The organism is Salinihabitans flavidus (assembly GCF_900110425.1).
GTDB classification, from domain to species: domain Bacteria; phylum Pseudomonadota; class Alphaproteobacteria; order Rhodobacterales; family Rhodobacteraceae; genus Salinihabitans; species Salinihabitans flavidus.
In genome coordinates this window covers 14,345-40,954 of the sequence record NZ_FODS01000014.1, presented here as the reverse complement: position 1 = coordinate 40,954, position 26,610 = coordinate 14,345, and the positions used below count along the sequence as shown (strand labels likewise).

Here is a 26,610-nt window from a genome sequence, read left to right as displayed (position 1 = left end):
CTCAGCGTTTTGCCTTTGTAAATACGTTCTGCGCCAGTCGTTCAAGGGCTGTCCGCAACGCGTCGTCATTGAACCCCGCCGTCACTTCGCTCGCCGCCCGTGTCACGCCGGGGTCGGCGGCGGGCGTCTGTCGCGGGGGCTTGGGCGTGAACATGGCCTGCCCCTCGGCAAAGCCGGTGGGCGCGGTCTGCGTAATCCGCAGCCGCGCGATCGCGTTGTATCCATAGGCCGCGTTGACCCGCTTGCGCAGCGTTTCCTTCTGCATCTCCAGCATCGGCGCCTGCGCCCCCGTGGTCAGCACCGTCAGCGTTGCGCCGAATCCCTGCCGCCCGTATTTCACATCCACCGGCTTGCAGATCCGCGCCATGTCCTCGCCCACGATCTCGGGCCAATGCGTCAGCACCTTCGTGACCGCGAACCCCCGGCTTTCTCCGGCCTTGCGAATCCGCTCGCGCAAGAGCGACGAGGTCCGCTTGAATCCGTTTGTGGTGTCCTTGCGCATCTGACGGCTTGCATCCCTTCGTTCGGCGCTATTGTAGTGGCCCGGGCCCCATGCGCCAGCCCAACCGGACAAGGGGATGATAAAACTTGTGTGAGACGCTGCCAATGAACCCGCGGGCAAAGGAGCTTCTGGACTGGTATGACCACAACGCCCGCCGCCTGCCCTGGCGCACCTCTCCGCAGGCACGGGCGACCGGCGAGTTACCTGATCCCTACCGCGTCTGGCTGTCGGAGATCATGCTGCAACAGACCACAGTCGCGGCGGTGCGCAGCTATTTCGAAAGGTTCACATCGCTCTGGCCGACGGTCTATGATCTCGCCGCCGCACCCGACGCACAGGTGATGGGCGAATGGGCCGGGCTGGGCTACTACGCCCGCGCACGCAACCTGCTCAAATGCGCCCGCGTGGTGGCCTTCGACATGGGCGGCGCCTTTCCATGCGACCCCGATGCGTTGCAGGCCCTTCCGGGCATCGGCCCCTATACCGCCGCCGCCATCACAGCCATCGCCTTCGACCGGCCCGCCACCGTGGTTGACGGGAACGTGGAGCGTGTCATGGCGCGCCTGCACGACATCCACACCCCCCTGCCCGCCGCCAAGCTGGAGCTGACGGAAAAGGCCGCCATCGTGACCCCGCAGGACCGCCCCGGCGACTACGCGCAGGCGGTGATGGATCTCGGCGCGACGCTGTGCACCCCCAAAAATCCCGCCTGCGGTCTTTGCCCGTGGCGAGTGCCCTGCCGCGCGCGGGCCGAAGGCACCGCTGCCAGCCTGCCAAAGAAGACCCCGAAAAAGCCCAAGCCCACGCGCTTCGGCACGGTCTATCTCGCCCGACGGGTCGATGGCGCGTTTCTTCTCGAACGCCGCCCCGATTGCGGCCTTCTGGGCGGCATGCTGGGCTGGCCCGGCTCTGACTGGACCGAAGGCGAGGCCCCCGACCACAGCGCCCCGATCCGCGCCGAATGGAAGACCCTGCCCGCAGAGGCACGCCATACCTTCACCCATTTCCACCTGCGGTTGATAGTCCGGCACGCGCTCGTGCCGATGGACCGCACGCCGGAACGCGGTAGCTTTCTGATGCCTGAGGAGTTCCGCCCCTCCGACCTGCCGACGCTCATGCGCAAGGCGTTTGATCTGTGGCAAGGCGCAGCGTAATGATTGCGCGCAATGTGCCGTGGGGCCATAGTGTGCCCGTGATGTCTGAAAGAGGCCCCGAATGATCCCCGCCGCTCAGGTCGCCAAGGTGCAGAACGCCCTACCCTTCTGGCTCTCGCTGCTGCTCATCCCGCTGTTGTGGTGGAGCGCGGCGCAAGGCTCCTGGTGGGTGCTGAGCGTTCCGCTCGCAACGTGGTATCTGTTCTCCGCGCTGGATGCGGCCACCGGGCTGAACCTTGAGAACGCCGATCTCGACACTTCCGAGGATCAGCTTTTCTGGTATCGGCTCGTCACGCTGCTCTGGGTGCCGCTGCAATTTCTCACCCTCTTCGGCCTGCTGTGGTATGTCCGCGATGCCAGCCATCTGGGCACGCTGGAAAAGATCGTGCTGTTTTTCGGGGTGGGCGTGCTGACCGGCACGGTCGGGATCAACTATGGTCATGAGCTGATGCACCAGAGGCCGAAATTCGAACGCTGGCTGGCCGATATCCTGCTGGCGATGGTTCTGTATTCGCATTTCCGGTCCGAGCATCTTCTGGTGCATCACCGTCATGTCGGCACCCCGCGTGATCCGGTGACCGCGCGCTACAACGAAGGTTTTCACCGCTTCTTTCCCCGCGTTCTGCTGGGCTCGTTGAAATCTGCCTTCCGCGCAGAACGGGACATGCTCGCCCGCAAGGATCTCCCATGGCACGATCCGTCCAACCCGTTCTGGCGCTACTGGGCGCTTCAGGGCGCGATGCTGCTTCTGGCGCTCTGGGTTGGCGGATGGGGCGGACTGTTTCTCTTCATCTGGCAAGCCTGTATCGCGATCTGGCAGCTCGAGCTTGTGAACTACGTTGAGCACTACGGTCTGACGCGCAAGCATCTGGGAGACGGCAAATACGAACATGTCAAACCGCACCATAGCTGGAACGCCGCGCACAGGGCATCGAACTGGCTTCTGATCAATCTGCAACGCCATTCCGATCACCACTATAAACCCGACCGCCGCTTTCCGCTCTTGCAGAACTACAGCGAGTCGGAGGCGCCGCAACTTCCCTATGGCTATCCGATCATGACGACAGCCGCGATGATCCCGCCGCTCTGGCGCCGGGTGATGAACCCGCGCGTGCGTAAATGGCGCGATATGTATTACCCCGAGATCACTGACTGGAAACCCTACAACAAGGCGCTCAACCCACCGCCGCGCTGATGCGGGCCACTCCTTGCCGAACGCCCCGCCTGCGACGACGATCCGGCCCGATGCAGCACCGACGCAATACCGATAAAATACCGACGTTATACCGACACGGGTTTTCCAGCATTTACAGGGGCTTGAGACGAGTGGCCCCGGAAACGCGCCCACAACGTCATTTCCCCCTCCACGCCTCGGATTTTCTGACCGTGCAGACACTCCAGCGCATGAAGTGCCTCTCCCCCGCTTTCGGCCAGAACCCTCTCCCGCACCGCATCGCTGATCAGCAAATCGGCCCCAAGGGTTCGGGTCATAGCCTCAAGCCGACTTGCCACGTTCACCGTGCTCCCGATCACTGTGAATTCCAGTCGGTTCGTCCCGATATCGCCCAGCACCACGGGCCCGTAGTGTAATCCGATCCCCGCGCAGATTTCCGGCTCTCCGGCCATTTTCCGGTCCGCGTTCCACTCCTCCAAGGATCGCAACATCGCACAGGCGGCCCTAAGCGCCTGGGTCGCGTCACGCTCTCCGGCCTCCGGTGTGCCGAAAGTCGCCATCAGCCCGTCGCCCAGGTACTTGTCGAGCGTGCCTTCATACCGAAACACCTCGCGCTCCATCCGTCCGTGAAACTGCCGCAGCGTGTTGACGACCTCCTGCGCTGACCGTGGTGCGGCAAAGGCGGTAAATCCAACAATATCAATGAACAAAACAGCGACATCGTGGGTGCGAATCTGTTTGAGCGGCTCATCCTTGTGCGACAACTCCTCCACCATATTGGGCGAGAAATAGCGCGACAGGTTGGCCCGCTCCCGCTCCAGCCCGGCATGGGTCATCAGCAAAGCATAAAATCGACGCACAGACAGCATCAACACGGCAGCCGTCATCAGGAACACCATCGCCTCCTGCACCCGCAGGCCGATCTCGAAGTTGTTGGGATCAAGCTCCCGCGCCAGCGCGGCCCCCCGGGGGGCATCGGCGAGGGCGCTGCGCAGGGCTGCGCTAAGCTCCGGCATCGGCGTGGCAAAGCTGTAGGCGATCAAAAGCGCCACCAACCACATCACCGCCGCCCAAATCCCGATGGCCATCACCGTGCGCCATGAATAGGCCAGCGTTCCGGCCGCAAGTATCAGAAAGAAATAGAGGAAATTGTCGTTGCGATAGAGCATCGCCAGAGGCCATTCGGAGGGCGCAAAGGGGTTCGGCCCTACCATGCCAAGCGTCATAAGGAACAGGTCGATGAAAATCAGGAAAAGCTCCGCCCGCGACTGCCCCACTCGCCCCACCCGAAGCATCACCCAGCCGTTGAACGCCACCGCCGCGATGATCAGCTCGTAGTAGACGAGGCCCCACCCCAAATCGCGGTAGAACACCACAATCATGAGGGCGACGACAACCATGACCCCCCATCGCGCCCGCACTGCCAGTTCCAGCCCCTGCCGCTTGTGCCGCGCAAGTGCTGCTTCGGTATAGGCGTTGTCGGCGCGTCCCTCCGGCCCGAAAATCCTGTCGGTCAGGGGGCGGCGTCGCGGGCGGGCGGGGTCGGGCATCAGTCATCTCCGGCGGTTCAGCGCGCACCATATGCCCCTTGCCGTCCGAACGCAGCCCTTCGCGCGCACATTATCCTGCCGGCACACCGCGGAGTCAGATAGAAAGCCCGCAACTGCCGGGCCCTCCATTCAGGCGTTCAGATCGGGCGCTCTGCCATCTCCGCGCGGATCTGCTGTCGAAAGATGTCTATTGGCACGGTCTTGCCATCGCGCCGGATGCACCAGTAGGTCCAGCCGTTGCAGGACGGCGCCCCCTCAAGCGCAGCGCCCACCTGATGGATGGAACCCTTCACGTCCCCCCCCACGAGCGTGCCATCGGCGCGTACCTTTGCCTTGTGACGCATGTTCATTGAATAAAGCTGCTCTCCGGGGCGCAGCATTCCCCGCTCCACAAGCTGACCGAAAGGAATACGCGGTTCCGCACGCTTGCTTGCAGACACCTGCAATGCGTCCCTGTCGAACTTGCGCACATTCGCAATCCGCTTCTCGGCAACCTTGCGGTAACCCTCGTCACGCTCGATTCCTATGAACTCACGACCCAGCATCTTTGCCACTGCGCCGGTCGTACCAGTGCCGAAGAACGGATCGAGCACCACATCGCCGGGGTTGGTCGATCCCACCAGAACCCGGTGCAAAAGGCTTTCCGGTTTCTGTGTCGGATGCGCCTTCTCGCCGCTGTCATCCTTGAGCCGCTCATGCCCGTTGCAGATCGGCAGCACCCAGTCGGAGCGCATTTGTACGCCCTCGTTGAGAGATTTTAACGCCTCGTAGTTAAAGGTGTATTTCGCGCCTTCCTCTTTCGAGGCCCAGATCATCGTTTCATGCGCGTTGGTGAACCGCTTGCCACGGAAGTTCGGCATCGGGTTTGCCTTGCGCCAGACCACATCATTAAGGATCCAGTAACCTTCGTTCTGCAACGCCGTCCCGACCCGGAAGATATTGTGATAGGAGCCGATCACCCAGATCGCCCCGTTCGGCTTCAACAGACGGCGCGCCGCCTTGAGCCACGCGCTGGTGAACCTGTCATACACCTCGAAAGAGGCGAATTGATCCCAGGCATCGTCCACCGCGTCCACGCGCGAGTTGTCAGGTCGGTGAAGATCGCCTCGGAGTTGAAGATTGTAGGGCGGGTCCGCGAAAATCAGGTCAACGGACGCCTCCGGCAAACTGTTCATCATCTCGATGCAGTCTCCGGCCAGAATCGTATTGAGAGGGAGCGCATCCGCGCCCATTTTCTTTGTCATCGTTTTCATGTCCTGCCTCAATGAACCCGGCGCATTGGCGCGCTCTGTGGTTGTCCCAAAGAATGAGTCAAAGCTGATTCGGCGTCAATTTCTTTTTGAATCAAGAACTTAGAGATTTACCTTGATACAAGATATTGTGCACTGGCTTAAACGAACGTCTATGGTGTGGGGTGACCCCCAGATCTCGAAGGGCCGCCTTGTGCTGTTTCGAAGGATAGCCCGCATTCGTCTCCCAGCCATAGCCCGGATGCTGTTGCGCCAAATCCACCATGAGCCTGTCGCGGGTGATTTTCGCCACGATGGAGGCCGCCGCGATTGACAGCGAACGCGCGTCCCCTTTCACCACGGCCAGCGCCGGAATCGTCAACCCCGCGGGGATCATGTTGCCATCGATCAGAAGGTGATCGGGCGGCATTCGAAGCCCGGCAACAGCGCGTTCCATCGCCAGGTGGCTGGCGCGCAGAATATTCATCCGGTCGATTTCTTCGACCGAAGCATGCCCTACCGAAACCTCCGCACGTGAGATGATCTCCGAGAAAAGCGCGATGCGCTTCTTTCCACTCAAAAGCTTGGAATCATTAAGTCCATCCGGAATGTCAGCAGTATCCAGGATCACCACTGATGCCGTCACTGGCCCGGCGAGCGGCCCGCGTCCGACCTCATCCACACCGGCAACACGCATTACGCCGCACGCGCGCGCTTCAGCCTCCAACGTGTAGTCCGGTGCCATTGCCATGCTCCGCTCAAACCCCATTCCCATGGAAATCGCAACAAAAAACCGGGAAAGGCTGGGGCCTTCCCCGGTGGTGACGGACGACGGGGACAGCGCCGTCCGACTGCTCGACTTTTGATGTCAACGGTCGTGGCGCGGATTGCCATAGTGGCGCCTGTCATCGCGGCGGGTGTGATCGCGGTGCCTGTCATCGCGGCGGGTGTGATCGCGGCGGCGCTCACGATCAAAACGATTGTATCGGCGGTCGTGACGGTCCCAGCGGCGATGATCGCGCTTGTTCCAGTGGTGCCGCTTATGGTGCTTGCGATACTCGGGAAACGGTGTGCTGCGCTGTTGATAGACATGCACCTTGCCCCGATCCTCCTTTTTGAGGATATGGCCCAATGCAGCGATCGCAGCGACGCCAAAGATCACCGTTGCCACCGGATCGGGATCGGCCCTGGCCGGAGCGGTGCTCAGCCCGGTTATGCCAAGCGATGCCGCCAGGACAAGGGCAAGATACTTGTTCGGAAGAAATCTGCGGATCATGTGGGGGGTCCTTTCCATGTGATCCCGTATGCGGGATGCCACTCACAGGCTATTGCGAAGGCTTGTACCCAGATCGTCCGGCATCCCCCACACGACAGGCAATAACACCGCGGTGCTATCGAATAACACGCTGCGAAGGCCCTGTTGTTATTGAAAAACACGCGGCCGCCGCTCAGAGTGTCCGCATGAAGCATGTCATCTTCCCCCTTGCCGTACTGGCAACTCTCTCGGCCCTGCCCGCCACCGCGCAGGCCGCTTGTTATGCCGAATACAAGGCAAGGCAAGACAGCCCCTACAAACTCGTCTACGATATCGCTCCGATTAGCGGTCCCTGCACGCTCGACGCGGCAAAGGCGAAGTTGCAATCTCGGCTTGCGAAGCGAGGGCTGACGCTTCTGACCGTGATGTCGGTATCGGAAAGGTAGAGGCAGAAGAAGGAACGCAAGCACGTGCACGACAGCAATTGGTCGGCGGCTGATCTGCGCCGCTCAGGCGGTCATGTTGTAGTCACCGGAATTATCGCCATCGTGGCGATACTCGCTCTGGCGGCGGTGTTCCTCTTTCTCAACCTGCCCGACGCCAATGCCTTTAACGCACGGGTTGAGCGGATCTTCATCGATAACGACAACCTTACCAGCGATGCCGAGATCAAGCTTCTGGAAATTTTGGCCCTTTCCGGCACCGCCTTCTCCGAAACACTTGGCAGCTATCGCGTGGTGATCTTCGTGCTGCTCGTGTTCGCCACCGCGCTTTTGGTGGCGGCACTGCTTTTTCTGGTCATGCTCAACACCATCAATCGCCGGATGGCGCAGATTGAACGGTCTGGGATTCAGATCTCTTCCCTGCTCATCAGTCGCGAGGAGAAGACCGTCTATCTCAACAACATGGACTTCAAACTCACCGACTCCGCGCTTGAAACCCTGTCGGTACTGGCGGAGGCACGGCTCGATAACGAAATGCTGACCGGCGCCGAGATCGAAGCGATGATTTCCGGCCGCCCCGCCGCGGACTGCGACGAAGCCGCCGGCGCGACCCGCATCAAACGTCTGCGCGACACACTGGGCAATCAGATGGTGAGCGAGCTTCTGGTCAAGAACATCGCCCGCAGCGGTTACATGCTCGCCATCGACAAGGACGTGATCAAGATGATCTGATCGGGGCATTCGCGGACGGGGGATCTGGTGACCCCGGCAGGATTCGAACCTGCAACCTGCCCCTTAGGAGGGGGCACTCCCTACCGATCTGAGGCACCCTGAGGCGAACCTAGCCGAACCCATCGGACCACGAAATCACCCTTAAACACCTTAAAAACCTTTTCTTTTCCGCCATTTCAAGCGAACCTAGGGAAACCGAGACGAACGTTCGGGGTCGAGCGCCAAAGCGCGCCAAACCGTTCCCCCGGCGTTCCCCCAAGGCCCTAGGAGGACCGAAATGGCCCAAGCGACGACGCTCACCGAACCCGCGATCAAGAAGATGAAGGCCGCGCCCGAGGGCGGGCGGACCGACAAGCCGGACAAGCTGGCCCCCGGCTTGTTCCTGCGGATCAACGCGAAGGGCGCGAAGTCTTGGATGTGCCACTTCCGCTGCGCCGGGCGGCAAGGCAAGATCGCGCTGGGCCACTGGCCGGCCATGGGCGTTGCCGAGGCGCGAGAGGCTGCGCGCGAGGTCCGCGAGCAGGCCCGCGCCGGCGTCCACCCCAAGGCAGCGCGCGAGGCCGCGCGGCAGGCCGAGGCGGCGACAGCCACCAACACGCTCAAGACGGTGGGCGAGGCCTACATCGAGGCCATGGAGCGGGGCGAACTGGTCGGGGCGCGGCGGACGCCGGTTGTGCCCAAGACGGTCAAGGGGCGACGGACCTTGCTTGTCAATCAGGTTTACCCGGTGCTGGGCGACCGGCCCATCAACGAAATCGCGCAGCCCGAGGTGGCCATGCTCTTGGAGCGAATATCGGCCAAGGCAGGCCCGGTTGACCGCACGTTGCAGGCGCTGCGCCTCTTGTATCGGTTCGCCATTTCACGGGGTGTGTATTCGGGGACGCCACCGACTGAGGGGCTTTCCCCGCGCCAAGCGCCGCAACAGAAGGCCCGCGCGCTCTCGGACGCAGAACTGCGCGCCACGTGGAAAGCGGCGCTGCGCTGGGGCTTCCCGTATGGCAGCATCTTCCGCCTGCTGGCGCTGACCGGGCAACGCCGGGGCGAGATCAGGAGCGCGCGCTGGTCGGACGTTGACTTCGACCGCCGGATGCTGACGATCCCCGCCCACAAGGCGAAGAACCGCGCCGGAGCGCATGAGGTGCCGCTGTCTGCCCCTGCGCTGGAAGTGCTGACCGAGGCCCGCGACATTTGCCGCGCCCTGCGCGACCCGACCGGCTTCATATTCCCGAATGCTGACCAAACCGGGCACGTGGCGGGCTTCTCGAAGTCAGGCACGCACCTAATCCGCGACGCGCGGGGCGTGGTGGCAGGGCTGAGCGACGACGACCTCGACCTGCTGCACTCGAAGGGCGCGCAAGGCGCAGAGGCCCGCGCTCGCAAGGCGGCGCTGAAAGACCGCATCGAGGCGGTTCCCGGCTGGCGCATCCATGATCTGCGCCACACATTCGTGACGCGGCTGCGCATCGGCACCGAGAACGCGGAAGGCGAAACCGTCTATGCGGTGCCCCTCGACGTGATCCAAGCGACCGTGAACCACCGGCTCACGGCGGGCATCACGGCGACGTATGACCATTCTGACATGAACCGGCGCTACCGGCTGCGCAAGCGGGAAGCGCTGGATTGGTGGGCGGCGCGGTTGATGGAGATCGCGGGCGCGGAAGGCTAGGAGCGCGGTCGAGCTGGTGCAGGAGCGGCGGCGCGGGGCTGGCTGGGGCGGTTGCCCCAGTGCGTGGTCCGTGGCCGCCTGCTTGGGGCTTCGGTGCGCTGTTGACAAGCGTCCGCGATTCGTGGTCACTTCCGCCTCGGACATTACCGCGCGGGGCGCGGGCTACAAATCACCCCACCAATGTGTCCTTTCACCCAAAACTGACGAGACGCTGGGCCTTGTGCCCGGCAATGTGAAAGGAATGTCTGATGGCAGATATTATCGAAACTGTTTTCGACCAAGAAGGGCCATTGCCCCCTGAAGAGTGGGGCACTTGGAAGCGGTGCTGGAACGGGAAGCGTGGATACCGAGAATACGAAATCCATCGACCTGACGGCGGAACATTCAGTGCAACTTGGAAGCGCAATGAATGGGGTCCGGTTGAGAAGGTGTTGGTAAACCGCTGCCATCAGTTCTCAGATGCTCCCCCGTCAGAATTCGAGGCAATCAAATCCCTGATCCCGCCCAAGGGTGCCGAATGGGAATATCACTCTTGTGCCGGCAATGGCGGCTCATGGTGGGTGCGTGACCGAACCATAGTTGCGCGATAGTTATGTGACCCAAGGCCCCCGGCGTGAAAGCGTCGGGGGTTTTGCTTTGTGCGATGGGCGGAAATGAGTGCGACCGCCCCAGCAGGTGATTAAGCCAATGGAGCGGTCGCGGGTGCAAGATCCATGCGGGACCGACGCCTTTATCGCTCGAATCCATGCCGAAAGAAAGGGTTTTCAGAGCCTGAATCGCGGTTTTTATTGCGCGAAAACAATGGCATCGAATTAGTTTCGCGGACGCGTGAAAAAGTTGTTTTCCTCGGCACGAATCGGAGGCATAAAGATTCCAGAGCCGCCCCGCGCCGGATGCGGGGGCTGAGGCTCTGGGTGCAAGATCAATGCCAGCCGTGTGATGCGGCACCAGACCACCACCGCGCCACACGCGGCGCTGCAGAACCGGCCTCTCAAGCAGCAATGGGCGATGTCCTTTAGCGCAACCTGCGCCGAGGGACCATTACGCCAAGACGATCCCTCGGCCCGCACCGAGAGGATCACCCGATGACCCTATCCCCTAACGAACGAGAAATCGGAGCCAAGGCCCGTTACAAGGCCCGCTTCGAACAGAGCCGCAACCGCGTCCGCGAGTTGTCCGGCCACGCCCTGCTGTCGCCCACCGAGGTGGCGGCGATGCTGTGCATCACGACTAAGCATATCCGCGTCCTTGAGGACGCCGGAGAGTTCCCCGCCCGCGTGCAGCTTGGCCGGAACAAGAAGGGATGGCGGCTCAAGGATATCGAGGAATACATCGACACCCGCCAGAAGCGCCACCGCATCTGTGAGGACAACCGGCGTGGGCGCTGGGCTGCTGCCGATGAGCAGGAGGCCGACCATGGATGATTGGCAAGAAAACACCCCCGGCGCTGGGCCGGGGGCGAAGGCTGACGAGACAGGCAAGGAAGATCAAATGCCCAAGGATAGTATCCCTGATAAGAATGCTCAGGAAAAGGGCTCTTTCGCTGATGAGCCGGAAAATAGCGGGGCGGGCCACCTGAAAGCCGTCCCCGACGAACCCCCGGCCCCGGCGCACAAGATCGCGTCCGTGGGCGAATTGCCCGCCGTGCGCGACTATCTGAACCGCGTCGCCGTGGGCGATTGGAAGGCGGGGCTGAAATCGGCGCGCATCGAGGTTCAGCGGGGCAACTACCCGCAGACAGTCGCGCGGTTGAAGTTCACCGCCGAGGGCGTGGCCGTCACGGTTCCCGAGCCGGTGCGCTCCGACTACCCTTCCGAGGGCTTCACCCCGACCGAGGCTGAGGAAGCCCAGATCAAGGCCGCAATGGCTGCGGCCCGGTTCTTTGAGCGGACGGCGGTGCAGGTCCGTGCGGACAGGCCCCTGCCCGGCGAAGGGGCGGAGCCGATCGAGGAAGCACGAGCCAAGGGGCGCGGGCACTACTTCGAGTTCTACGCCAAGCCGCCCAGCGGCGCGGACGACCGCAATGGCAACTGGCTTGAGGCGGTGCAAATCCGCGTCGAGCGCGACGGGCGCAAGCAGTTCATCGTCTACACCCATTGGGGGGACAACGTCTGGCGCCCCGTCGAGCCGGAAAAACTGCCCGTCTGGAACGCGCATCGGCTGAAGGACGCCGGGGTTGTGTTTCTCCATGAAGGGGCCGGGGCCGCTGAACACTGCCAGTGGATGGCGGACGGGGCGACACCCGAAGCCCGCGCGGCCCGCGACGCACACCCGTGGCGCGATCACCTTTGCGGGGCTGACGTGGTGCATGTCGGGTGGATCGGCGGGGCCACGAACCCGTGGCGCACCGACTGGTCCGTGTTCGCCAAGGCGGGCGTGAAACACGTCTACATCGTTCCCGACAACGACGAAGAAGGGCGGGGAGCGATCAAGGCGATTGCCCGCGCGCTGAAGATCAAGGGCGAGGCTGTGATGTTCACGCCGCGCAAAGGCGATTCCGGCAAGGACGGTTGGCCGAAGGGATTTGACCTTGGGGACGCCCCAGCGACCGGCCCCGAACAATGGCCCCCGTTCACAGATGTTATTGAGCCAGCGACGTGGATTGCTCGTGTGACGGTCGATGAAAAAGGCAAGAAATCCGGCGTGGCATTGACCTCGGCGGCGCGGGGCGGATGGGCCTATCTGCGCGACGTTGAGTTGATCGTCCACACGCAACATCGGCGGCTGCAATACACGCCGCAGGGTTTTGATCGGGCGTGGGGCGGCTGGTGTGACTCGGGCGTGAAATGGCCGTCAAAGTTGGTCATGGATGCCGAGAACAACGCGCTCGACACTTGGACCTATCGCCCCGGTGGCCCGGACGTGGTGGCGCTGCCCGGTGGGGGCCGCGCGTTCAACCGTTACCTGCCCGGCCCGATCCGCCCCGCGAAGGGCGATCCCGAACCATGGCTTGAGTTCCTCGAATACCTTGTGCCCGACGAGCCTGATCGCGGACATTTCAAGCGGTGGCTGGCGACGCTGATCGCGCGGCCCGAGGTGCGCATGACTTGGGGCGTTCTTGCCATCAGCGAGACCCAAGGCACCGGTAAATCGACCCTGAGCGACCACATACTTGCCCGGCTGGTTGGGCGGCCGAATGTGAGTTGGCCCCGCAACGAGGATGTGAATTCACAGTTCAATTCCTGGGCTGCGCGCAAGCGTTTGGTCATCGTGCGGGAAATCTATCAGTCCCAAAGCTGGAAGGTCTATCACGCGCTCAAGGACGTGACTGCCGACGAAACCATCACCATCAACGAGAAGAATCGCCCTGAGGTGACGGTTGAAAACTGGTGCCATGTCTTTGCGTCCTCGAACGCGATGAATGCGCTCAAGATGGACGACAAGGATCGCCGCTGGTTCATCCCTGAAATCAGCGAAGTGCCGTGGCCGGATCAAAAGTTCAAAGCCCTGCATGAGTGGCTGAGCGGCGACGGGCTGCCGATCATCGCCCAGTGGGCCGAGGACTTCGGTGAATATGTCGGCCCCGGCGAACGCGCGCCAAACTCGCTCCGCAAGGCTGGGATCATCGACGACAGCCGGAGCGAATCCGCCAAGGCGGTTCTGGATTGGGCGCGGGATATTGCATCGCCGCCCGAGGATAATGCGGAAAAGTGGGTGGCTCCCTGCGTTTCGTTCTCGCAGGTGAAACGGATGGCGCGGGAGCACGGGCCGATCCCCGACGCTGAGCTTCGGCGGGTGCTGAGGCTGGCGGGCTTTGTTCCTGATCCGGTTCACAAGAGGCGCACGAAGCTGGGCACTAGCTCCGAGGCCAAGCACACTATCTGGGGCACTCCCGAATTCTGGGCGGACTGGAAAAAGACCGAGGCTGATGGCGAGTTTAAGTCGTTCGTTGATGATCGGCTGAAAGCGCCTGAAGGGCCGATGTAGGGCCGGGGTCTCAGGGTCTCACTTGAAGAAGATTCCTCCCCGTAACTTTTAAGAAGAGAGAGGGAAAAGAGAAGGGGGGCCGGGGCGCGCGGGCGCGGGGAAGGAATCTGGCCGATTTGCGACCCTGAGACCCTGACCCCCTCAACCGCCCGCAAGGGCACACCGCCGGGCAACCGGCACGACGAGCAGCACAAGGAGATTAGGAATGCTCATAAACACCATCACCGGCGGACAGCACGAGGTCCGCAACATCGATCATATCCGCCTGAAGGGCCACGCGGACGGGCGCTGGTCGCTGAAGATCTATCCCGCGTCCGGCGACCTGCTCATGCCGAGCGGCGCGTCGGAGTCAGAAGTCGAGGTGTCGCCCGAGGAGGTCGAGCGCATACGCCTTGTGGCGGGCCACCTGATCGCGTCCATCCCGCCTGAGTTCGGGGGCCAGCCGCTCCGCCCGTCGCCGATTGAGCTGCGATAGGAGGCCGCAGGAGCGCCATGCAGGGCGCAGGGTTGGGGCCGTCCGGCCCCTTCCCCCACGGGCGACGAACCCCCGCTGACGGGCCACCTCTGGGGCGCTACGGCGGGGGGGGGCGGTCGAAAGTTGAGAGCCTGTGAAGGGCAAACCGGCGGCCATCCCTTGATTGAGCTAAAGGCACCCAAAAAACTTTCGGAAACAGAATGTGTTCTGTGACCGAGAACATTCGCCAACCAGAATTCGTTCGGGGCGGTGTAGCCCGCCGTGGGCGTGGAAGGTGTTTAAAACACCGATGGTTTTTCCCTTATCATCGCGCGCGAAGGCATAAAGCGTCTGGGCATGAACCCCGCTTTTTACCGAGGACGCGTATAGCTGGTTGCAAGATCGAGGGGTGGGGGCTGTCTGCCCCTCCCCTTCCCCGCCACCGATGGACCGCACTGCAGGGCCATCTCCGGGCGCTACGGAGGTGCTGACTCTGACTTGAAAAACAATCAAGGAAATCAAATGCGCTCCGGCGATTGACGCATGTTGAGCGGGGTAAGCGCAAAGTCGGCAATGCGCAGGGAGCGGGCTTTGCAAAGTGTGGGCGTTGTTCCGACAGCGGCCATGCATGTTGTGAGAGGCGAAAGCCGGGAAAGAGGCTGATCGCCGGTGCTTCGCTTGCAGCATGCTCTTTCTCATCCCACGTCTTGCAGACCAATTGCTTGTTGAAGGCATATGTGACTAGTCTTCCTCACAAGCTGTTTTCCGGAGGTTAACCGTTGGATTTTGATAGGGTTCTCGCAAATCGTGAAGTCAGAGAAGGGCGACATGCTCGACCATATTTGAATTTCAGAGAAAGCGCCGATCAATGTATCGCCGCTGGTAGAGACATAGTTAAGAACGGCGGGCCATCTAGCCACTTGAAGCTTCTCGAGCGGTCAGTCGTCATAACTTTTGTCACACACGTCGAGGTTTACTTCAGAGACATGCTTGACGCCATCTTCCGACATTGTGATCCAGACTACTTCCTTCCTCTGCTTAAACACATACATCAAAGCAAATATAGCATTGAAGACTTGTTATTTATCTACCGCAAGCAAATTCATCCTCTGGAATTAGTTTCGAGCGATATGTCATTCCAGAACGCAGAAAAGTTTGAAAAAGTCTTCTCGAAATTTCTTGGGGGAAGCTTATGGAATGCGGCGATAAATACCAAGATTCGCATCAAAGACAAACCAGAGACCGCATACAGTTTTGAGCCTGAATACCTTGAAGGGTTGAAAAGAGTATTCGAACTGCGGCACGAATTGGTTCACAACCCTAAAAACACGCCTCATCTCACCGAGGATGTATTAGTCGACATCGAAAATGCAGACGGGCTTATTTTAGCCGTAGATTGCGTACTTTCTCAAATGTTACATGATCACAGAGACCCCGCCATAGATTCAAATCGCTAGGATCCAGTCGCACCGACTGCCCGCTCATCCGCATCTCTTTTTTGACTGAACTCAGCGCGTGAGTCCGCTTTTGCCGACCCTGTCGGTTCACGCCATGTCCGCTTCGGGGCTGGAACCAGCCATCTGCTGCGTGGCGCGAGCGGCCGGCAAGTAGATCGCGGTGCACGGCGGTGACCGGCAGAACCTGGGCGACATTGCTCCTCTGTCACCGGCGGCGGGCGCTGCTGCGCATGGCCCAATCCGCGCCGCCATAGGTGACGGCGTAGATCTGCACTTCGGCTGTATCATCGTCAACAACGAAGGCGATGATGGCTTTCCGGCCTGCCGGGATCGCGCGCAGGCCAGGGGCGATTTCATCGCGGAGACTGCCCTTATGGGGCGTAGCCTTCAGCGTGGCGATGGCCGCCTCGATTTCTGCCAGCTTGAGGGCGGCCGCGTCGGGCCCGGCATAGTCGAGGATCCACTGCACGATGGCATCAAGGTCTCGCGCGACAAGAGGGTGGTAACGGATGCGGTAGCTCAAGCGCCGCGGGCCGCCCCGATCGTGCGGCGGGCAGCGGCGAAGGCATCGTCCTGGTCGATGAAGGCTTCACGCGGGGTTTCCATCCGGGCGCGGATCTCTTGCGCGAGGGCCGAGAGTGCGACGTCACGTTCCTGCTCATCCTGCATCATCTGCTCCAGCGCGGCCGCGACTGCGGCGCTCTGGGTCGCGAACACGCCCTGCCCTACCTTTTCCGACAGGAACTGGTGGTGACGGTCGGTGAAGCTGAGAGTGGTTTTGACGGTCATCCGCGCCTCCATGGTATGACTGAGTCATATATCAAGAATGAGCGCTGGTTTCAACGGTGGCAGATTCGGCGCTGCGGCTGATGGTACTCAGACGCAAAAAGCCCCCTGCGAGGGGGGCTCGTAAAACGTTGAGGTGGTGTTGAGGTGTTTTGTGCAACGCCATACACAAGCGAAACACTCAGGTTCTAAGTATCTGTAATATTTCAGTATTTTGGTTGCGGGGGTAGGATTTGAACCTACGACCTTCAGGTTATGAGCCACAACATATTGATTCTGCGATTTCTATTGCTTTCAGGTAGCTAGCCGACAAGCCTTTGTAAGCACAACGCTATAAACCGTTTTCGATCGGATTTCATCGTATGCTTACGGAGCCAGATGTGCGCAAAACCGTGTTCACGGGTTGACCACACGTTGACCAGAGCATTCAACGATCATTACGCGAAGGCGGAAGGACTAAGCCGCTCCGCGGCATTGGTGCCTGATAGCGACGTCGGCGCACACTTCATGGTTTTTCTTTGTGGCAGGCCCTTCTGGGCTGACGATTGGGGTCTTTCCCACCGTCAGACAGGAGGTTCCCATGAAGGAGGAGAAGACCACCCCGCTGCGTCAGCGGATGATCGAAGACATGGATAATCGCGGGCTGTGCGAGAAGACGCAAAAAGCGCACATCCGGAATGTGAAGCATTTCGCGTCATTCCTCGGGCGGCCGCCCGACACAGCCACCCCTGAAGATCTGCGCGCCTATCAACTCAAGATGACACAGGACGGCGTGTCGGCCAGCACCTTCAACGTGCGCATCATCTCGTTGCGGTTTTTCTTCGGGATCACTTGCGGGCGTGATGAGATGAAGCGCTTCATGCAGTTTCATCGCAAGCCCCGCAAATTGCCGATCGTGTTAAGCGTCGAGGAAGTGGCTGATTTGATGGCTGCCGTGCCCGGTCCCGGGCTCAAATATCGCGCGGCTCTTGGGATCAGTTACGGTGCGGGGCTGCGTGCAAGCGCATGGGCGCGCGGGTGGGCATGACCAGTGTGCTGCACACCTGGGGATCGGCTCTGACACACCACCCGCATGTCCATATGATCGTCCCCGGCGGCGGCCTGTCACCTGACGGCACAAGGTGGGTTGCCTGCAAGCTCGGGTTCTTCCTGCATGTGCGGGTGCTGTCGCGGCTGTTCCGACGCCTGTTTCTGGACGGGCTGAGGGATCTGCATCGCGCCGGGAAACTGGTCTTCTTTGGTGATCTTGAACGGCTGGCGCAGGCTGATGCCTTCGCGCAGTGGCTCGCCCCGTTTCGCAAATCCGATTGGGTGGTCTACGCCAAACCGCCCTTCGGCGGCCCCGAGGCCGTGCTGGCATACCTGAGCCGCTATACCCATCGGGTGGCGATCTCGAACCACCGCTTGGTCAGCGCCGATACCCAAACCGTCGCCTTCCGCTGGAAGGATTACCGTATCAAATCCGGCGACCGCCAAAAGGTCATGCGGCTGGCCACGCCCGAGTTCATTCGTCGGTTCCTGATCCATGTCCTGCCCGATGGGTTCCACCGCATCCGGCATTACGGGGTACTGGCCAGTTCGACCCGCAAGGCAAACATCACGAAGATCCGTGCATTGCTCTGCGTTCAGCGCACCGAACAGACCCCTGCGTCAGAACCCGACGCCGAGATCATTCCCCTTACCCTGCGCGAACCATGCCCCTGTTGCGGTGGCCCCATGCGCATCATCGAGATCTTTCGTCGCGGGCAAAAGCCGATGTCGCGCGCGCCACCACGGGAGCAGGCCACATGACACACCGCCTGTCAGATGCCACAGACCACCACCGGCTGCCCACGGCAGACCCGGTCACGACAGGCTGCGCGCGTGCTCCTTCGGCGCGAAACACGACAGTTCTCTCGCCAAACCACTCAGCGTTTCCGGGCTCATCAAGCGCGTTTGCTCCCGTCTCAGGCACTATGCGCTCCTTCAGCCGCACCCGTGACGCAGCCGTCGCCCCTACCATCTGCACACTTTCCCCATAGCCCGATCCAAGCCCCCCGCGGCTTCCTCCTTCCGAGGTTTGTCAACGTGGGCCGCCAGCTCTTGGCCGTCAATGTCGTGCCGCGGCCCACATCGAAAAACCTTCAGGAGAGGCGACATTCGCCGCTGTCTGGGACAATGTCCGCTGGGCAGAAAAAGCGGTCGCTAGTTCCGAGGGATGCGATGGAATGAAGTGACTGGAGAGAGCGCTCCTGCCCGATTACAGGCCCGTCGCTTCAGATTTCTTTGTCGTGGCGATCTGTTCAATTCCCACTTCGAAATATTTCTGAACAGGTGCCGCCTTCTCACAAAGATCGACGACCCAGAACTGGACTCAGTGAACAGGCGAAGCTTGCGACTTGCCCAATTTACCGCCCGCAAATTCACCTCAGGGATAGCGGAATAGAGAAACCAATGGCCGTGTAAAAGCCGTCGCTGCGGCCCGGCTGAGACTCGTCCTGATAGCCAAGGGACGCGATCATACTGACATCACGACCGAGATCGATGCCCCCCATGAACACGCCATAGCGCAAGGTCTGGCCGGCGGTATTGTCGTCGAGATAGACGGTCTCGATCCCGTAGCGATATTGCTGGCCCATATACCCCGCCCGTCCAAGCGCATAGATCGAGTCGTTGATACCGGAGAAAGAGCCGTAGGACTGCAGGTACAAGGCGTTGGCGGCGGTGGTCTCGAAACCGTATTGCGCGAAACCACCGAATCCCTGGCCTTCCTCGGCAGCAAAACCCGCGCCGAGCGTGAAATAGCCGCCGGGAAGCTGCCAGACATGCCCCAGAGAGGACCACCCGCTCCACATATTGGTGCTGCCGCCCAGGGTCGTGCTGTTGGAATGGCTGAAATACGCCGAAAGCGTCCATCCGCCCGCGCTCATATCGTTGCCGAGCGAGGTTACGAACCCCGCCCCAAGGCCGATGTCATGCATGCTACTATCGTTTCGCGCGTAGTCGAGCCCCCAGAACACCACAGTATCGACAACGTCGTTCGCGGCATTTGTCTGAGCACTGGCTGACCCCGAAACGACAATTGTCGCAGCAAAGGCAAGGAGCCATGTGGCCGTAAGGCCTCTTCCATTCTGGTTCTTCGAAGTCATTGGCGCGTCCCCCGGGTTGGGATATTTGTGTCAAAGAGCGGCAAAGGTTGGCAACGAGTGCTTCGCCGAGTATCAACGCTGCGGAGCGGTCTGCAAAAAGCGCCCGCCCGGAAAATCAACCGCTTCGGCGGTCCAGCGGCGCTATGCGCCAGTTTGAACCGGAACGGTCTGTGGGTCTTCTGGTCAGAAACGGCTTTGATACGGATTGCGGCCCGCCATCCGGCGACGCGAGACTCGGCCAGATAGTAGCGCTTTCGCGTCGAAGCAACAACCTGCTGCAAGAGACGTAGCGGGGCACGTTCTTTGGGCGTTTCGCGTTTCATGGCGCCATCGCGATTCGGGTCGGTTCAAGGACAGGGTTCGGCGCAACCCGAACCGGCATCTTGATCGTATGGTCCACCGACAACGCGCGGCAGGCCTCGGACAGTCCGAACTTCGGGCGCCAGTCCAGACGGGCCGCGGCAAGGGCGATGTTCGCGCAGGAGATCGCGGCGTCCCCCGGGCGCGGGGCCAGAAACCGATAGGGCACGGCGATGCCGGTGACGCGTCGAAACACAGCGAGGAACTCAAGAATCGAATGGTCCTTGCCGCTGCCGATATTCAGGATTTCGATGGGATCGAGCCGATGCGCCTCGCGTCGGACGCTGGCTAAATGGGCCTCGACAATGTCCGCGATGTGAACAAAGTCACGGCGGCACGTTCCGTCCGGCGTCGGGTGATTGCGCCCAAAGATCTCAAGGTAGGGCCGCCGCCCCGTGGCAACCTCAGCGACAACTTCGGCAAGCGCCCTGGTCTGGCCGTTTCCGTTGCTTTGGTCGCACACGAGATCGGGAAGCGATCCGCATGGGTTGAAGTATCGCAATATCACAGCCCGCCGGGTCGCGGGAGCATCCAGAGCCCAATCGCGGACCAATGCCTCGGCCCGAAGCTTCGATAGGCCATAGGGCGACGAGGGGTCGGGCGCATCGGTTTCACGGGACGGGCCCCGCGCGGACCGGCCATAGATCGCTGCAGAAGACGAGAAGACAAAGCGCGCCACGCCGTACTTTGCTGCAGCGGCCAGCAAATTAGTCGTGCCACCGACATTGATTTCATCATAGGCTTGGGGGTCGGCGAACGAATGCGCGACATCCTTGAGACCGGCAAGATGAATGACCGTGTCGGGCCGGGTGGCCCCGAGAACCCGGTTTAACGCGCCGGGGTCCCGAACATCACACAAATCGAACCGATAGGCAGCGCGCGCAGTCCGTTCCAGGGCCCGCAAGCGATGAAGGTTGCCGGTGCTCAGATCGTCGATCACACAAACACCGATGCCGGAATCCAGAAGTCGTCGCGCAACGTGCGATCCGATGTATCCCGCGCCACCTGTCACCAGAACTCTCATTGTTACCCCCGAGAGTTCGGTTCAAGCGCCGTAGGCGATGTATACCGGGCTTTCCTCTGTTGTACGTTCCTTGGGCGTCACCGGCTCGCTGGATACCGCGACGGGCGGCGTGACGGCGACATCACCAAAGCCCGGGGGCTGGAAACTCGCATGGGTCAGGGCATCGGTGTCGCCGAAATAGAGCCGGAGTCCGCCAGCCGCCTTGAACAGGTTGCGCGTCCCGAAGGCGCTTTCGCCCAGGGCTGTCAGATCGACAAAGGCGGCGATCCCGGGCAAATGGCCGTCAAGGCCACGACCTTTCGTGTCTTGCAAGGTATCAGCAGCGGCCATGCTGCCAAAGCCGACCAAGGCTGCAAGTGCCGCCAGACGCACCCCGAGGCCAAACCTGCGGCGCGGCTTTTCAAACCATGGCGCGCTCGCATGGACCTTTTCATCCACCGGTGTGTATTGCCGGGACGGGTTGGGCTGGCCGACCTCGACGGATGCAATGACGCCACCGAGCAGGTCACCGCGATACTGCCAGACATGGGATTCGATGTCCTTCTGCAGGGTTTCGCGAACACCGGGGGCTTCGGCGACCGGCACCACAAGCAGGCGCGCGGCACGGGGTTCCCACAGGATCTGTCCGATCGCCGTCGCGAAGGTCGCGCGCAGGCCGTTCACCACGCTCAGAAGCGCGGTGAGCCTGCTAAAGGAGCGGGTCGGGTCCGCTAGGATCATGTCATGCGCAAATCGTGCCGCGAGCGCCTCGAGGCTGCGCGCTTCGTGCAGCGCGACCGGTTCGTGCTCGTGCAGCTTCAGCGTCAGTTCGGGAGCATGAGACGCGACCGCCTCGGTCAGGAAACCCCGCTCTTCGGGGCTGAGCAGTCCGCTCGCTGCGTGAACGGTCAGAAATTGCGGTCTTCCGGTCATTCCGACATCGATACCGGCAAGGAAAAACAATCCCGCCCGCGGGTCTTCCAGGGCGTCCATCAAGGGTCTCAACTGCATCGCCATCTCCCCTATAGCCTTATAAGATCTTCAAAAATGCAAAAAACTGTCTTGATTCCCTCAGATTTGCTAGCATGAATCCGCTGTTGAGTCGATTTATTGCGGCCTGCCCATGTTTTGCGCGTCAGTCCCCGTTCATGAGCAGACGCAGCCAGTTCTCGCGCCTTTCGGACAGGCGCGGATCCTGCGCGCGGGCAGCGCAAAGTTCCCAAAACGGCCACCAGCCTTTTGTAGTATTTTCCCATGATTGCAGCATCGCCTGATTTCGGTTCTCCACCTTGATATCGGCGATTAGCCTGGGCTCTGACGTCATCTCGATCACGGCGGCGGCGAAAAGATCGGGCTCGGGCGGATCGAGAATGAAGCGGCGCTGCAACGGGCCAAATATTTCGGGTACGATACCGACATCCGTCGAAATCACAGGAACGCCGCACGCCATTGCTTCGAGAACGGTATTCGGCGTGCCCTCGATCGCCGAGGTGCAAACGAAAATGTCGAGGCCGCGATAAAAATCAGGCATGTCGGAAAAGGGAATGCGGCCGACCCGCGGGTCGGCCACCCGGATCTCGACATCATGACCCTTTGCCCGCAGACGCGCGATCATCGGCTCGAAAAGGCGGGTATACCCTTTGACATCATATCCCTGACTGGCCCGCCCCCAGGCGCTGTTTCCCGCCCAGCCGATGGTGAGGGGCCGACATGATAGCCGCTCGTCGGTGCGTGGCGTGAAATGGGCGGTATCGACACCGTCACGAATGGTCGCATCGGGTGCGGGCACCTCGGACCTGCCTTGATAAATCTGGAAAAGCCGGTTTGACGATACCGTATAACCGTCTATCGCCGCGAAGCCTGCGCGCCGTTGGCCAATTTCCTCGTCGGCGGTGAAAAGATGATCGTAGACCGAGGATGTGAAGGCCACGCTTCCGATAGCTCGTGGTAGCATGTCGTCTTCCATGCCGAGCGCGCGGGCCGCATTCTGCAGCGCTTCGCGTTGGAGCATCCGAAAAAGGTCCTCGCGCCAGAACACATGGCAGACATCGACCCCGCGCGCCAGAATCGTGCGAAAAAGGCGACTTCCGTCGCCCGAAATCTCGCCCATGTAAAGTTTCGAGATGCGATGAGGGCCGCAATATCTGGCGATATTCACTGCAATGTTGTCAAAGGCCCAATTCGGCTGATCTGGGCACAACAAGACGTGGAGAGGCCTGAGACTGGCTGTTGCACCGCGTTTCGTAGACAGGCTCATGTGTCGCATGTGTTGTCTCACGGCATGGTCTAAGTATTTTTTTTCGATACAAGACTATCCACCGGGACTAATCAAGGATCACAGGGCACACCATGCCGTTGAAATTCTTTCGCTCGGCCAGACGCTCGGATGCGGCCCAGCCGGATCGACGGCCACGGCAAGAGGTCCTGGTCCTCTGTCATGGTGGCGATCTCGTCGGTCTTGGCGTGATGCAGAATACCCTCGCGGCGCTTGGTGCGGCGCGCATTCGCTATACGGTGCTCGATCTGGCCATCAGGCGCGCGCTTCCGGCTTTTGACCGATATGCGGCCCTAGTGATTTGCACGTCACTTCTGGAGGGACTGGGGGCGGAAAAGTCCCGGGCGATCGAAGACTGGGTTGTCGGCGGAAAGGGTGTGTTCGTCGCGATACGCTGTTGGCACTCTGAACTGGGATCACTGTTCGGACTGCCATCGCGCACCAAACCGCCCCTCGTTCACTCTTTCGGACTCGATTTTCGTGCCGAACTGGCACCCCATGTCGCGGGTCTGCATATCGACCTAGACGAATGGGTCTTTGAACACATCCGCTTTGTGCTGGACCCGACCGAACCGGACCTGGACTGCCAGATCGTTCTGAAGGACCAGAACGGCGCGGCCATTGCTTGGCGGCGAGCATTCGGCCAGGGGCGGGTGGTTTTCTGGAACTCCGATGTCCTACAAGCACGGGTTTTGCGGGGCATCCTTTTGCAGGGTATTCTCGATGCCATGGGCACCGCAGCCGCAGCCATCGCAGGGTTCGCGACGATCAATATCGACGACTTTCCGCCCTCAATTTCGTCCGCGACCCCTGAGCAGATCCTGCGCGAGTATCCCGACCTCGACGAGAGCGGCTTCTTCTTCGGCCCGTGGCTATCCGACATGCTGGACCTGAGGTCACGCCACGATCTTCGCTACAGCTGGTACTGCGTCATGGACTATGGCGCTACGCGCACCGGCCCGCCCGATGACGATGCAGTCAAGGAAGGGGCGCGGATTCTGGCGATGCGCTTCGAACGCGCCGCGCCCCTGCCTTCCGATGACGAGATCGGATTTCACGGCTACAGCCACCAGATCGCGACCGATGCGGGCGTCTCCGATCCGCAATCGTATCGCGAAGGTTTGCAGCTTGCCCGCCGACTGTGGCAGGATCATGTTCCCGTGCCCATGCCAACCTCCTGGGTACCGGCCGGAAACCAGTATCACGCGGTGCATGCACAAATGATAGCCACCGTGATCCCCGAAATCACGACGGTGGCGGGCCTGCATTCCATCGGCGCACCCGATCAAGGCGAATACCGCGAGTTCGGCCCCGAGCCATGGTGCGAGGATCTGTACTGCCTCCCACGCAACAATTTTGGATACACGTTGCGGCCAAAACAGCGGATCTTGCTGTTATCGCAGATCGCCGGATCGGGGGCCTGGACGCATTTCCTGCATCCGGACGATATCCTCGACGAACCACGCCCCGGCATCAACCCGGTCCATGTTCGCAATCCCCACCGCCAGATGTGGCAGAAAACCAACGCAGCGGGACAGCAAGGTTTGTTTCGCGAGTTCGAGGCTTTCGTGGAATTCGTCACGACGTCATTCCCCTGGTTGCGTTTCGTCACCAATTCGGAAGCGAGCACGGCCTTGAAACGTTTCGATGCCGCACAAGTTGACCTGAGGGTCGGTCCCGACGCCATCGAAATCAACAGCGAAGAATCGAGCCTCTTTTATCTTCGAGTACAAACCGGAGAGAGCCTTTCGTCGGCGCAAGGCGGGCGCTTGGTCTGGAAACACGCCGTCGTGGGCGGAACACTTTATGTGGCAGACTGTCCTTCTGGCATATCGGTGTTCAAAATTTCAAGGTGAGCGCCTCGCATCATGGCTTTGCCGAATTGGTCTTGGACACCCTCGAGAGCGATCTTTTGACGGTGCCGAACTATCGGACGGAACCGGTCGAGAGCGGAGCTTGATTGGTCCCCGCTCGAACGGCAGTTCTGGGCCCGATCGCACAACCGGGAGCGCCGAGCCGCAACGCCCGTCGCGCGAAGCGTGGCAACCCCGCCCCCCCCGGATTCCGCCCTTGACACGTCCGCGATTCGCCCACTACCCGCGCTGGGCGCCGACCCTAACCCCTTGGTCCCGCTATCCGGAATTCGCCTCCGCCTTTCAATTCCACCTTCCGCCTGGCTGCGGTCATCTGACGGTTTCTATCGGGCATTCCAGCCAGCCGATGCGCTTGAACAGCAGCAATGCGCAGATTGCGACCTTTGCAAAGTTGCGGGTCATGGTCGCTCTTCCGGACGCGACCGGCCCTTGCCAGTCATTCATCGCGTCGCCCACCGCTGCGGCGCAGCCTTCGCTTTGCGGCCATTTGTGCCTCGCGCAGCATTTGAAGCGGTTGAGGGGCAGCAGTGCGCAGGGCGCGTACCTGTACCCAATGATGCTCGCCAGGTTCACCGATCCAATAGGCCGGCGCCGCCAAGGCTGGCACAGGGGCTGCAGCTATCGTGGTAAGGTTCTGGGAAGTAATGCCTTGCAGCTTTTGATCTGATCTCGACTTCGGTGTGGTAGATGGTGGCCGGATCGCGAGGAAGACGAACCGCGCGCAACCTTTGGAATTCTTGGATCTAATTTGCCGCCGGGCGGGACAAGAGGCCGTGATTACGTTAGCGTTCCTATTTCAACAGCGTGGGCGACGCTCTCGGCTGGATTGAGCACGTATCAAATTTTTGAAGGAATCTCCCCATGCGAACCGATGGTCTTGCCCCCAACCTCTGTGTCGGCATCTTGCTTTCCAGCCTCACGGCGACACTCATGGCGCAGCCATCCGCGGCAGAGGGTACGCGCTCCATGACGGTGCTCGGCTCGATCGACGGCACGGCGGATGGCACTGAACGCGCGTGGCTGACCATCGCGGGCGAGGTCGAAGGACGGGCGATGTCGTCAGCCGCATGGCGCCCCTATTCGATGGCGAATGTGATGGGAAGCGCGCTTGATGGGATGAGCGACGCGCAGCGCGCTCAGATGCAGAAACAGATGGAGATGATGTCCGAGATGATGGGTGATGGGGCCGACAACCCGCTCGCGCAGATGTTCGGCGACGATGGCGAGGAACAGGTTCAGCTGCGGATCATGGGCGTCGATCCCGAAGCCGAGCGCATCTTGCGACAGGGCGGTCTGACCATCGAACTTCCCCCGTTCTCGCCCGAGAATACTGACAGTTTGCTGACCGGCCCGAACGAGGTGGAGATTTCGTATCACAAGAATTTCGGGGAAAGCACTGGCTTCTATGCCTCGTCCCATGACGTCGGAACTGCCGCTACGGTCGCCTTCGACCAGCTTGACATCGTGGCGGGCGGCGGATTTGCGGCCGGTGTGTTCGAAGGCACGCTGTGTCCGATCCGGGCCCTGATGAGCGGAGACCCCGATCCTGACGTCTGCATCACGGTCGCCGGCCGTTTCGAGACCGATCTTGGCGAGGAGGCAGCGGACAACTCAGGGTCCCAGGCTGGCAACTGATGCAGG

General features: G+C 61.1%; 24 protein-coding genes, 1 tRNA gene and 2 pseudogenes. 14 read left to right on the top strand and 13 right to left on the bottom strand.

Annotation, left to right across the window (positions count from 1 at the left end; all coding sequences use genetic code 11):
• Window position 1: 1 nt before the first annotated feature.
• Window positions 2-502, bottom strand: coding sequence for a DUF721 domain-containing protein (locus BMW66_RS11990; RefSeq protein ID WP_093118799.1), 501 nt, complete (start codon window positions 500-502; stop codon window positions 2-4).
• A 104-nt stretch (window positions 503-606) separates the two neighbouring features.
• Between BMW66_RS11990 and BMW66_RS11985 the strand changes: the two genes are divergently transcribed.
• A complete protein-coding gene (locus BMW66_RS11985; RefSeq protein WP_093118797.1) occupies window positions 607-1,656 on the top strand; it encodes an A/G-specific adenine glycosylase in 1,050 nt (349 codons plus the stop codon).
• Between the two features lie 61 nt (window positions 1,657-1,717).
• The gene (locus BMW66_RS11980; protein ID WP_093118795.1) at window positions 1,718-2,851 is read left to right on the top strand and encodes an alkane 1-monooxygenase; all 1,134 of its coding nucleotides are present in this window, start codon (window positions 1,718-1,720) and stop codon (window positions 2,849-2,851) included.
• A gap of 86 nt (window positions 2,852-2,937) precedes the next feature.
• Here BMW66_RS11980 and BMW66_RS11975 read toward each other — a convergent pair whose 3' ends face one another.
• From BMW66_RS11975 to BMW66_RS11960, 4 genes are all read right to left on the bottom strand, one after another.
• The gene (locus BMW66_RS11975) at window positions 2,938-4,380 is read right to left on the bottom strand and encodes an adenylate/guanylate cyclase domain-containing protein (RefSeq protein WP_093118793.1); all 1,443 of its coding nucleotides are present in this window, start codon (window positions 4,378-4,380) and stop codon (window positions 2,938-2,940) included.
• Between the two features lie 137 nt (window positions 4,381-4,517).
• Window positions 4,518-5,633, bottom strand: coding sequence for a site-specific DNA-methyltransferase (locus tag BMW66_RS11970; protein ID WP_093118791.1), 1,116 nt, complete (start codon window positions 5,631-5,633; stop codon window positions 4,518-4,520).
• Between the two features lie 91 nt (window positions 5,634-5,724).
• The gene (locus BMW66_RS11965; RefSeq protein WP_093118789.1) at window positions 5,725-6,360 is read right to left on the bottom strand and encodes a ribonuclease HII; all 636 of its coding nucleotides are present in this window, start codon (window positions 6,358-6,360) and stop codon (window positions 5,725-5,727) included.
• 117 nt (window positions 6,361-6,477) lie between these two features.
• Window positions 6,478-6,885: a hypothetical protein gene (locus tag BMW66_RS11960; protein WP_093118787.1), complete on the bottom strand. Its 408-nt coding sequence runs from the start codon at window positions 6,883-6,885 to the stop codon at window positions 6,478-6,480.
• A 185-nt stretch (window positions 6,886-7,070) separates the two neighbouring features.
• Between BMW66_RS11960 and BMW66_RS11955 the strand changes: the two genes are divergently transcribed.
• Together BMW66_RS11955 and BMW66_RS11950 are read left to right on the top strand one after the other, a co-directional pair.
• Window positions 7,071-7,310, top strand: a complete 240-nt coding sequence (locus BMW66_RS11955; protein WP_093118785.1) for a hypothetical protein — start codon at window positions 7,071-7,073, stop codon at window positions 7,308-7,310.
• Between the two features lie 24 nt (window positions 7,311-7,334).
• Window positions 7,335-8,039, top strand: coding sequence for a winged helix-turn-helix domain-containing protein (locus BMW66_RS11950; RefSeq protein ID WP_093118783.1), 705 nt, complete (start codon window positions 7,335-7,337; stop codon window positions 8,037-8,039).
• Between the two features lie 25 nt (window positions 8,040-8,064).
• Here the strand turns inward: BMW66_RS11950 and BMW66_RS11945 are convergent.
• Window positions 8,065-8,138 (bottom strand) — tRNA-Arg (locus tag BMW66_RS11945).
• Between the two features lie 178 nt (window positions 8,139-8,316).
• On the opposite strand from BMW66_RS11945, the gene BMW66_RS11940 reads away from it, so the two are divergent.
• The 6 genes from BMW66_RS11940 to BMW66_RS11920 all read left to right on the top strand — a co-directional run bounded on the left by BMW66_RS11940 (window position 8,317) and on the right by BMW66_RS11920 (window position 15,543).
• The gene (locus BMW66_RS11940) at window positions 8,317-9,705 is read left to right on the top strand and encodes a tyrosine-type recombinase/integrase (protein WP_093118781.1); all 1,389 of its coding nucleotides are present in this window, start codon (window positions 8,317-8,319) and stop codon (window positions 9,703-9,705) included.
• A gap of 248 nt (window positions 9,706-9,953) precedes the next feature.
• Entirely contained in the window at window positions 9,954-10,295 is a 342-nt protein-coding gene (locus BMW66_RS20045; RefSeq protein WP_139196171.1) for a hypothetical protein, read from the top strand.
• A gap of 495 nt (window positions 10,296-10,790) precedes the next feature.
• The gene (locus tag BMW66_RS11935; RefSeq protein ID WP_093118779.1) at window positions 10,791-11,129 is read left to right on the top strand and encodes a helix-turn-helix transcriptional regulator; all 339 of its coding nucleotides are present in this window, start codon (window positions 10,791-10,793) and stop codon (window positions 11,127-11,129) included.
• Window positions 11,122-13,632, top strand: a complete 2,511-nt coding sequence (locus BMW66_RS11930; protein ID WP_093118777.1) for a primase-helicase family protein — start codon at window positions 11,122-11,124, stop codon at window positions 13,630-13,632. The genes BMW66_RS11935 and BMW66_RS11930 overlap by 8 nt, the downstream gene beginning before the upstream one ends.
• 205 nt (window positions 13,633-13,837) lie before the next feature.
• Entirely contained in the window at window positions 13,838-14,107 is a 270-nt protein-coding gene (locus BMW66_RS11925) for a hypothetical protein (RefSeq protein ID WP_093118775.1), read from the top strand.
• A gap of 758 nt (window positions 14,108-14,865) precedes the next feature.
• Window positions 14,866-15,543, top strand: a complete 678-nt coding sequence (locus tag BMW66_RS11920) for a HEPN domain-containing protein (RefSeq protein WP_175483231.1) — start codon at window positions 14,866-14,868, stop codon at window positions 15,541-15,543.
• Window positions 15,544-15,748: 205 nt separating this feature from the next.
• Here BMW66_RS11920 and BMW66_RS11915 read toward each other — a convergent pair whose 3' ends face one another.
• Complete coding sequence (locus tag BMW66_RS11915) at window positions 15,749-16,066, bottom strand: type II toxin-antitoxin system RelE/ParE family toxin (protein WP_093118771.1); 318 nt, start codon at window positions 16,064-16,066, stop codon at window positions 15,749-15,751.
• Window positions 16,063-16,332 (bottom strand): hypothetical protein, encoded by a 270-nt coding sequence (locus BMW66_RS11910; RefSeq protein ID WP_245729465.1) that lies wholly within the window; start codon window positions 16,330-16,332, stop codon window positions 16,063-16,065. Before BMW66_RS11910 ends, BMW66_RS11915 begins: the two co-directional genes overlap by 4 nt.
• A 577-nt stretch (window positions 16,333-16,909) precedes the next feature.
• Here BMW66_RS11910 and BMW66_RS11905 point away from each other — a divergent pair.
• Window positions 16,910-17,332: pseudogene (locus BMW66_RS11905) on the top strand (tyrosine-type recombinase/integrase); the annotation flags it as partial.
• Window positions 17,308-18,120, top strand: a pseudogene (locus BMW66_RS11900) (IS91 family transposase); the annotation flags it as partial. The pseudogenes BMW66_RS11905 and BMW66_RS11900, both read left to right, overlap by 25 nt.
• A gap of 611 nt (window positions 18,121-18,731) precedes the next feature.
• On the opposite strand, the gene BMW66_RS11895 reads toward BMW66_RS11900, so the two are convergent.
• The 4 genes from BMW66_RS11895 to BMW66_RS11880 all read right to left on the bottom strand — a co-directional run bounded on the left by BMW66_RS11895 (window position 18,732) and on the right by BMW66_RS11880 (window position 22,978).
• Complete coding sequence (locus tag BMW66_RS11895) at window positions 18,732-19,457, bottom strand: cellulose biosynthesis protein BcsS (RefSeq protein ID WP_139196169.1); 726 nt, start codon at window positions 19,455-19,457, stop codon at window positions 18,732-18,734.
• A gap of 319 nt (window positions 19,458-19,776) precedes the next feature.
• Complete coding sequence (gene galE, locus BMW66_RS11890) at window positions 19,777-20,841, bottom strand: UDP-glucose 4-epimerase GalE (protein ID WP_093118763.1); 1,065 nt, start codon at window positions 20,839-20,841, stop codon at window positions 19,777-19,779.
• A 21-nt stretch (window positions 20,842-20,862) separates the two neighbouring features.
• A complete protein-coding gene (locus BMW66_RS11885; RefSeq protein WP_139196168.1) occupies window positions 20,863-21,837 on the bottom strand; it encodes a hypothetical protein in 975 nt (324 codons plus the stop codon).
• A 118-nt stretch (window positions 21,838-21,955) separates the two neighbouring features.
• The gene (locus BMW66_RS11880) at window positions 21,956-22,978 is read right to left on the bottom strand and encodes a glycosyltransferase family 4 protein (protein ID WP_175483230.1); all 1,023 of its coding nucleotides are present in this window, start codon (window positions 22,976-22,978) and stop codon (window positions 21,956-21,958) included.
• Between the two features lie 191 nt (window positions 22,979-23,169).
• On the opposite strand from BMW66_RS11880, the gene BMW66_RS11875 reads away from it, so the two are divergent.
• Window positions 23,170-24,951: a DUF2194 domain-containing protein gene (locus tag BMW66_RS11875; RefSeq protein WP_093118757.1), complete on the top strand. Its 1,782-nt coding sequence runs from the start codon at window positions 23,170-23,172 to the stop codon at window positions 24,949-24,951.
• Window positions 24,952-25,278: 327 nt separating this feature from the next.
• Here the strand turns inward: BMW66_RS11875 and BMW66_RS20340 are convergent, their stop codons facing one another.
• The gene (locus BMW66_RS20340) at window positions 25,279-25,425 is read right to left on the bottom strand and encodes a hypothetical protein (RefSeq protein ID WP_175483229.1); all 147 of its coding nucleotides are present in this window, start codon (window positions 25,423-25,425) and stop codon (window positions 25,279-25,281) included.
• Window positions 25,426-25,830: 405 nt separating this feature from the next.
• On the opposite strand from BMW66_RS20340, the gene BMW66_RS11870 reads away from it, so the two are divergent.
• On the top strand, window positions 25,831-26,604 hold the full coding sequence (locus BMW66_RS11870) for a hypothetical protein (protein ID WP_093118755.1): 774 nt from the start codon (window positions 25,831-25,833) through the stop codon (window positions 26,602-26,604).
• The last annotated feature ends 6 nt before the right edge of the window (window positions 26,605-26,610 follow it).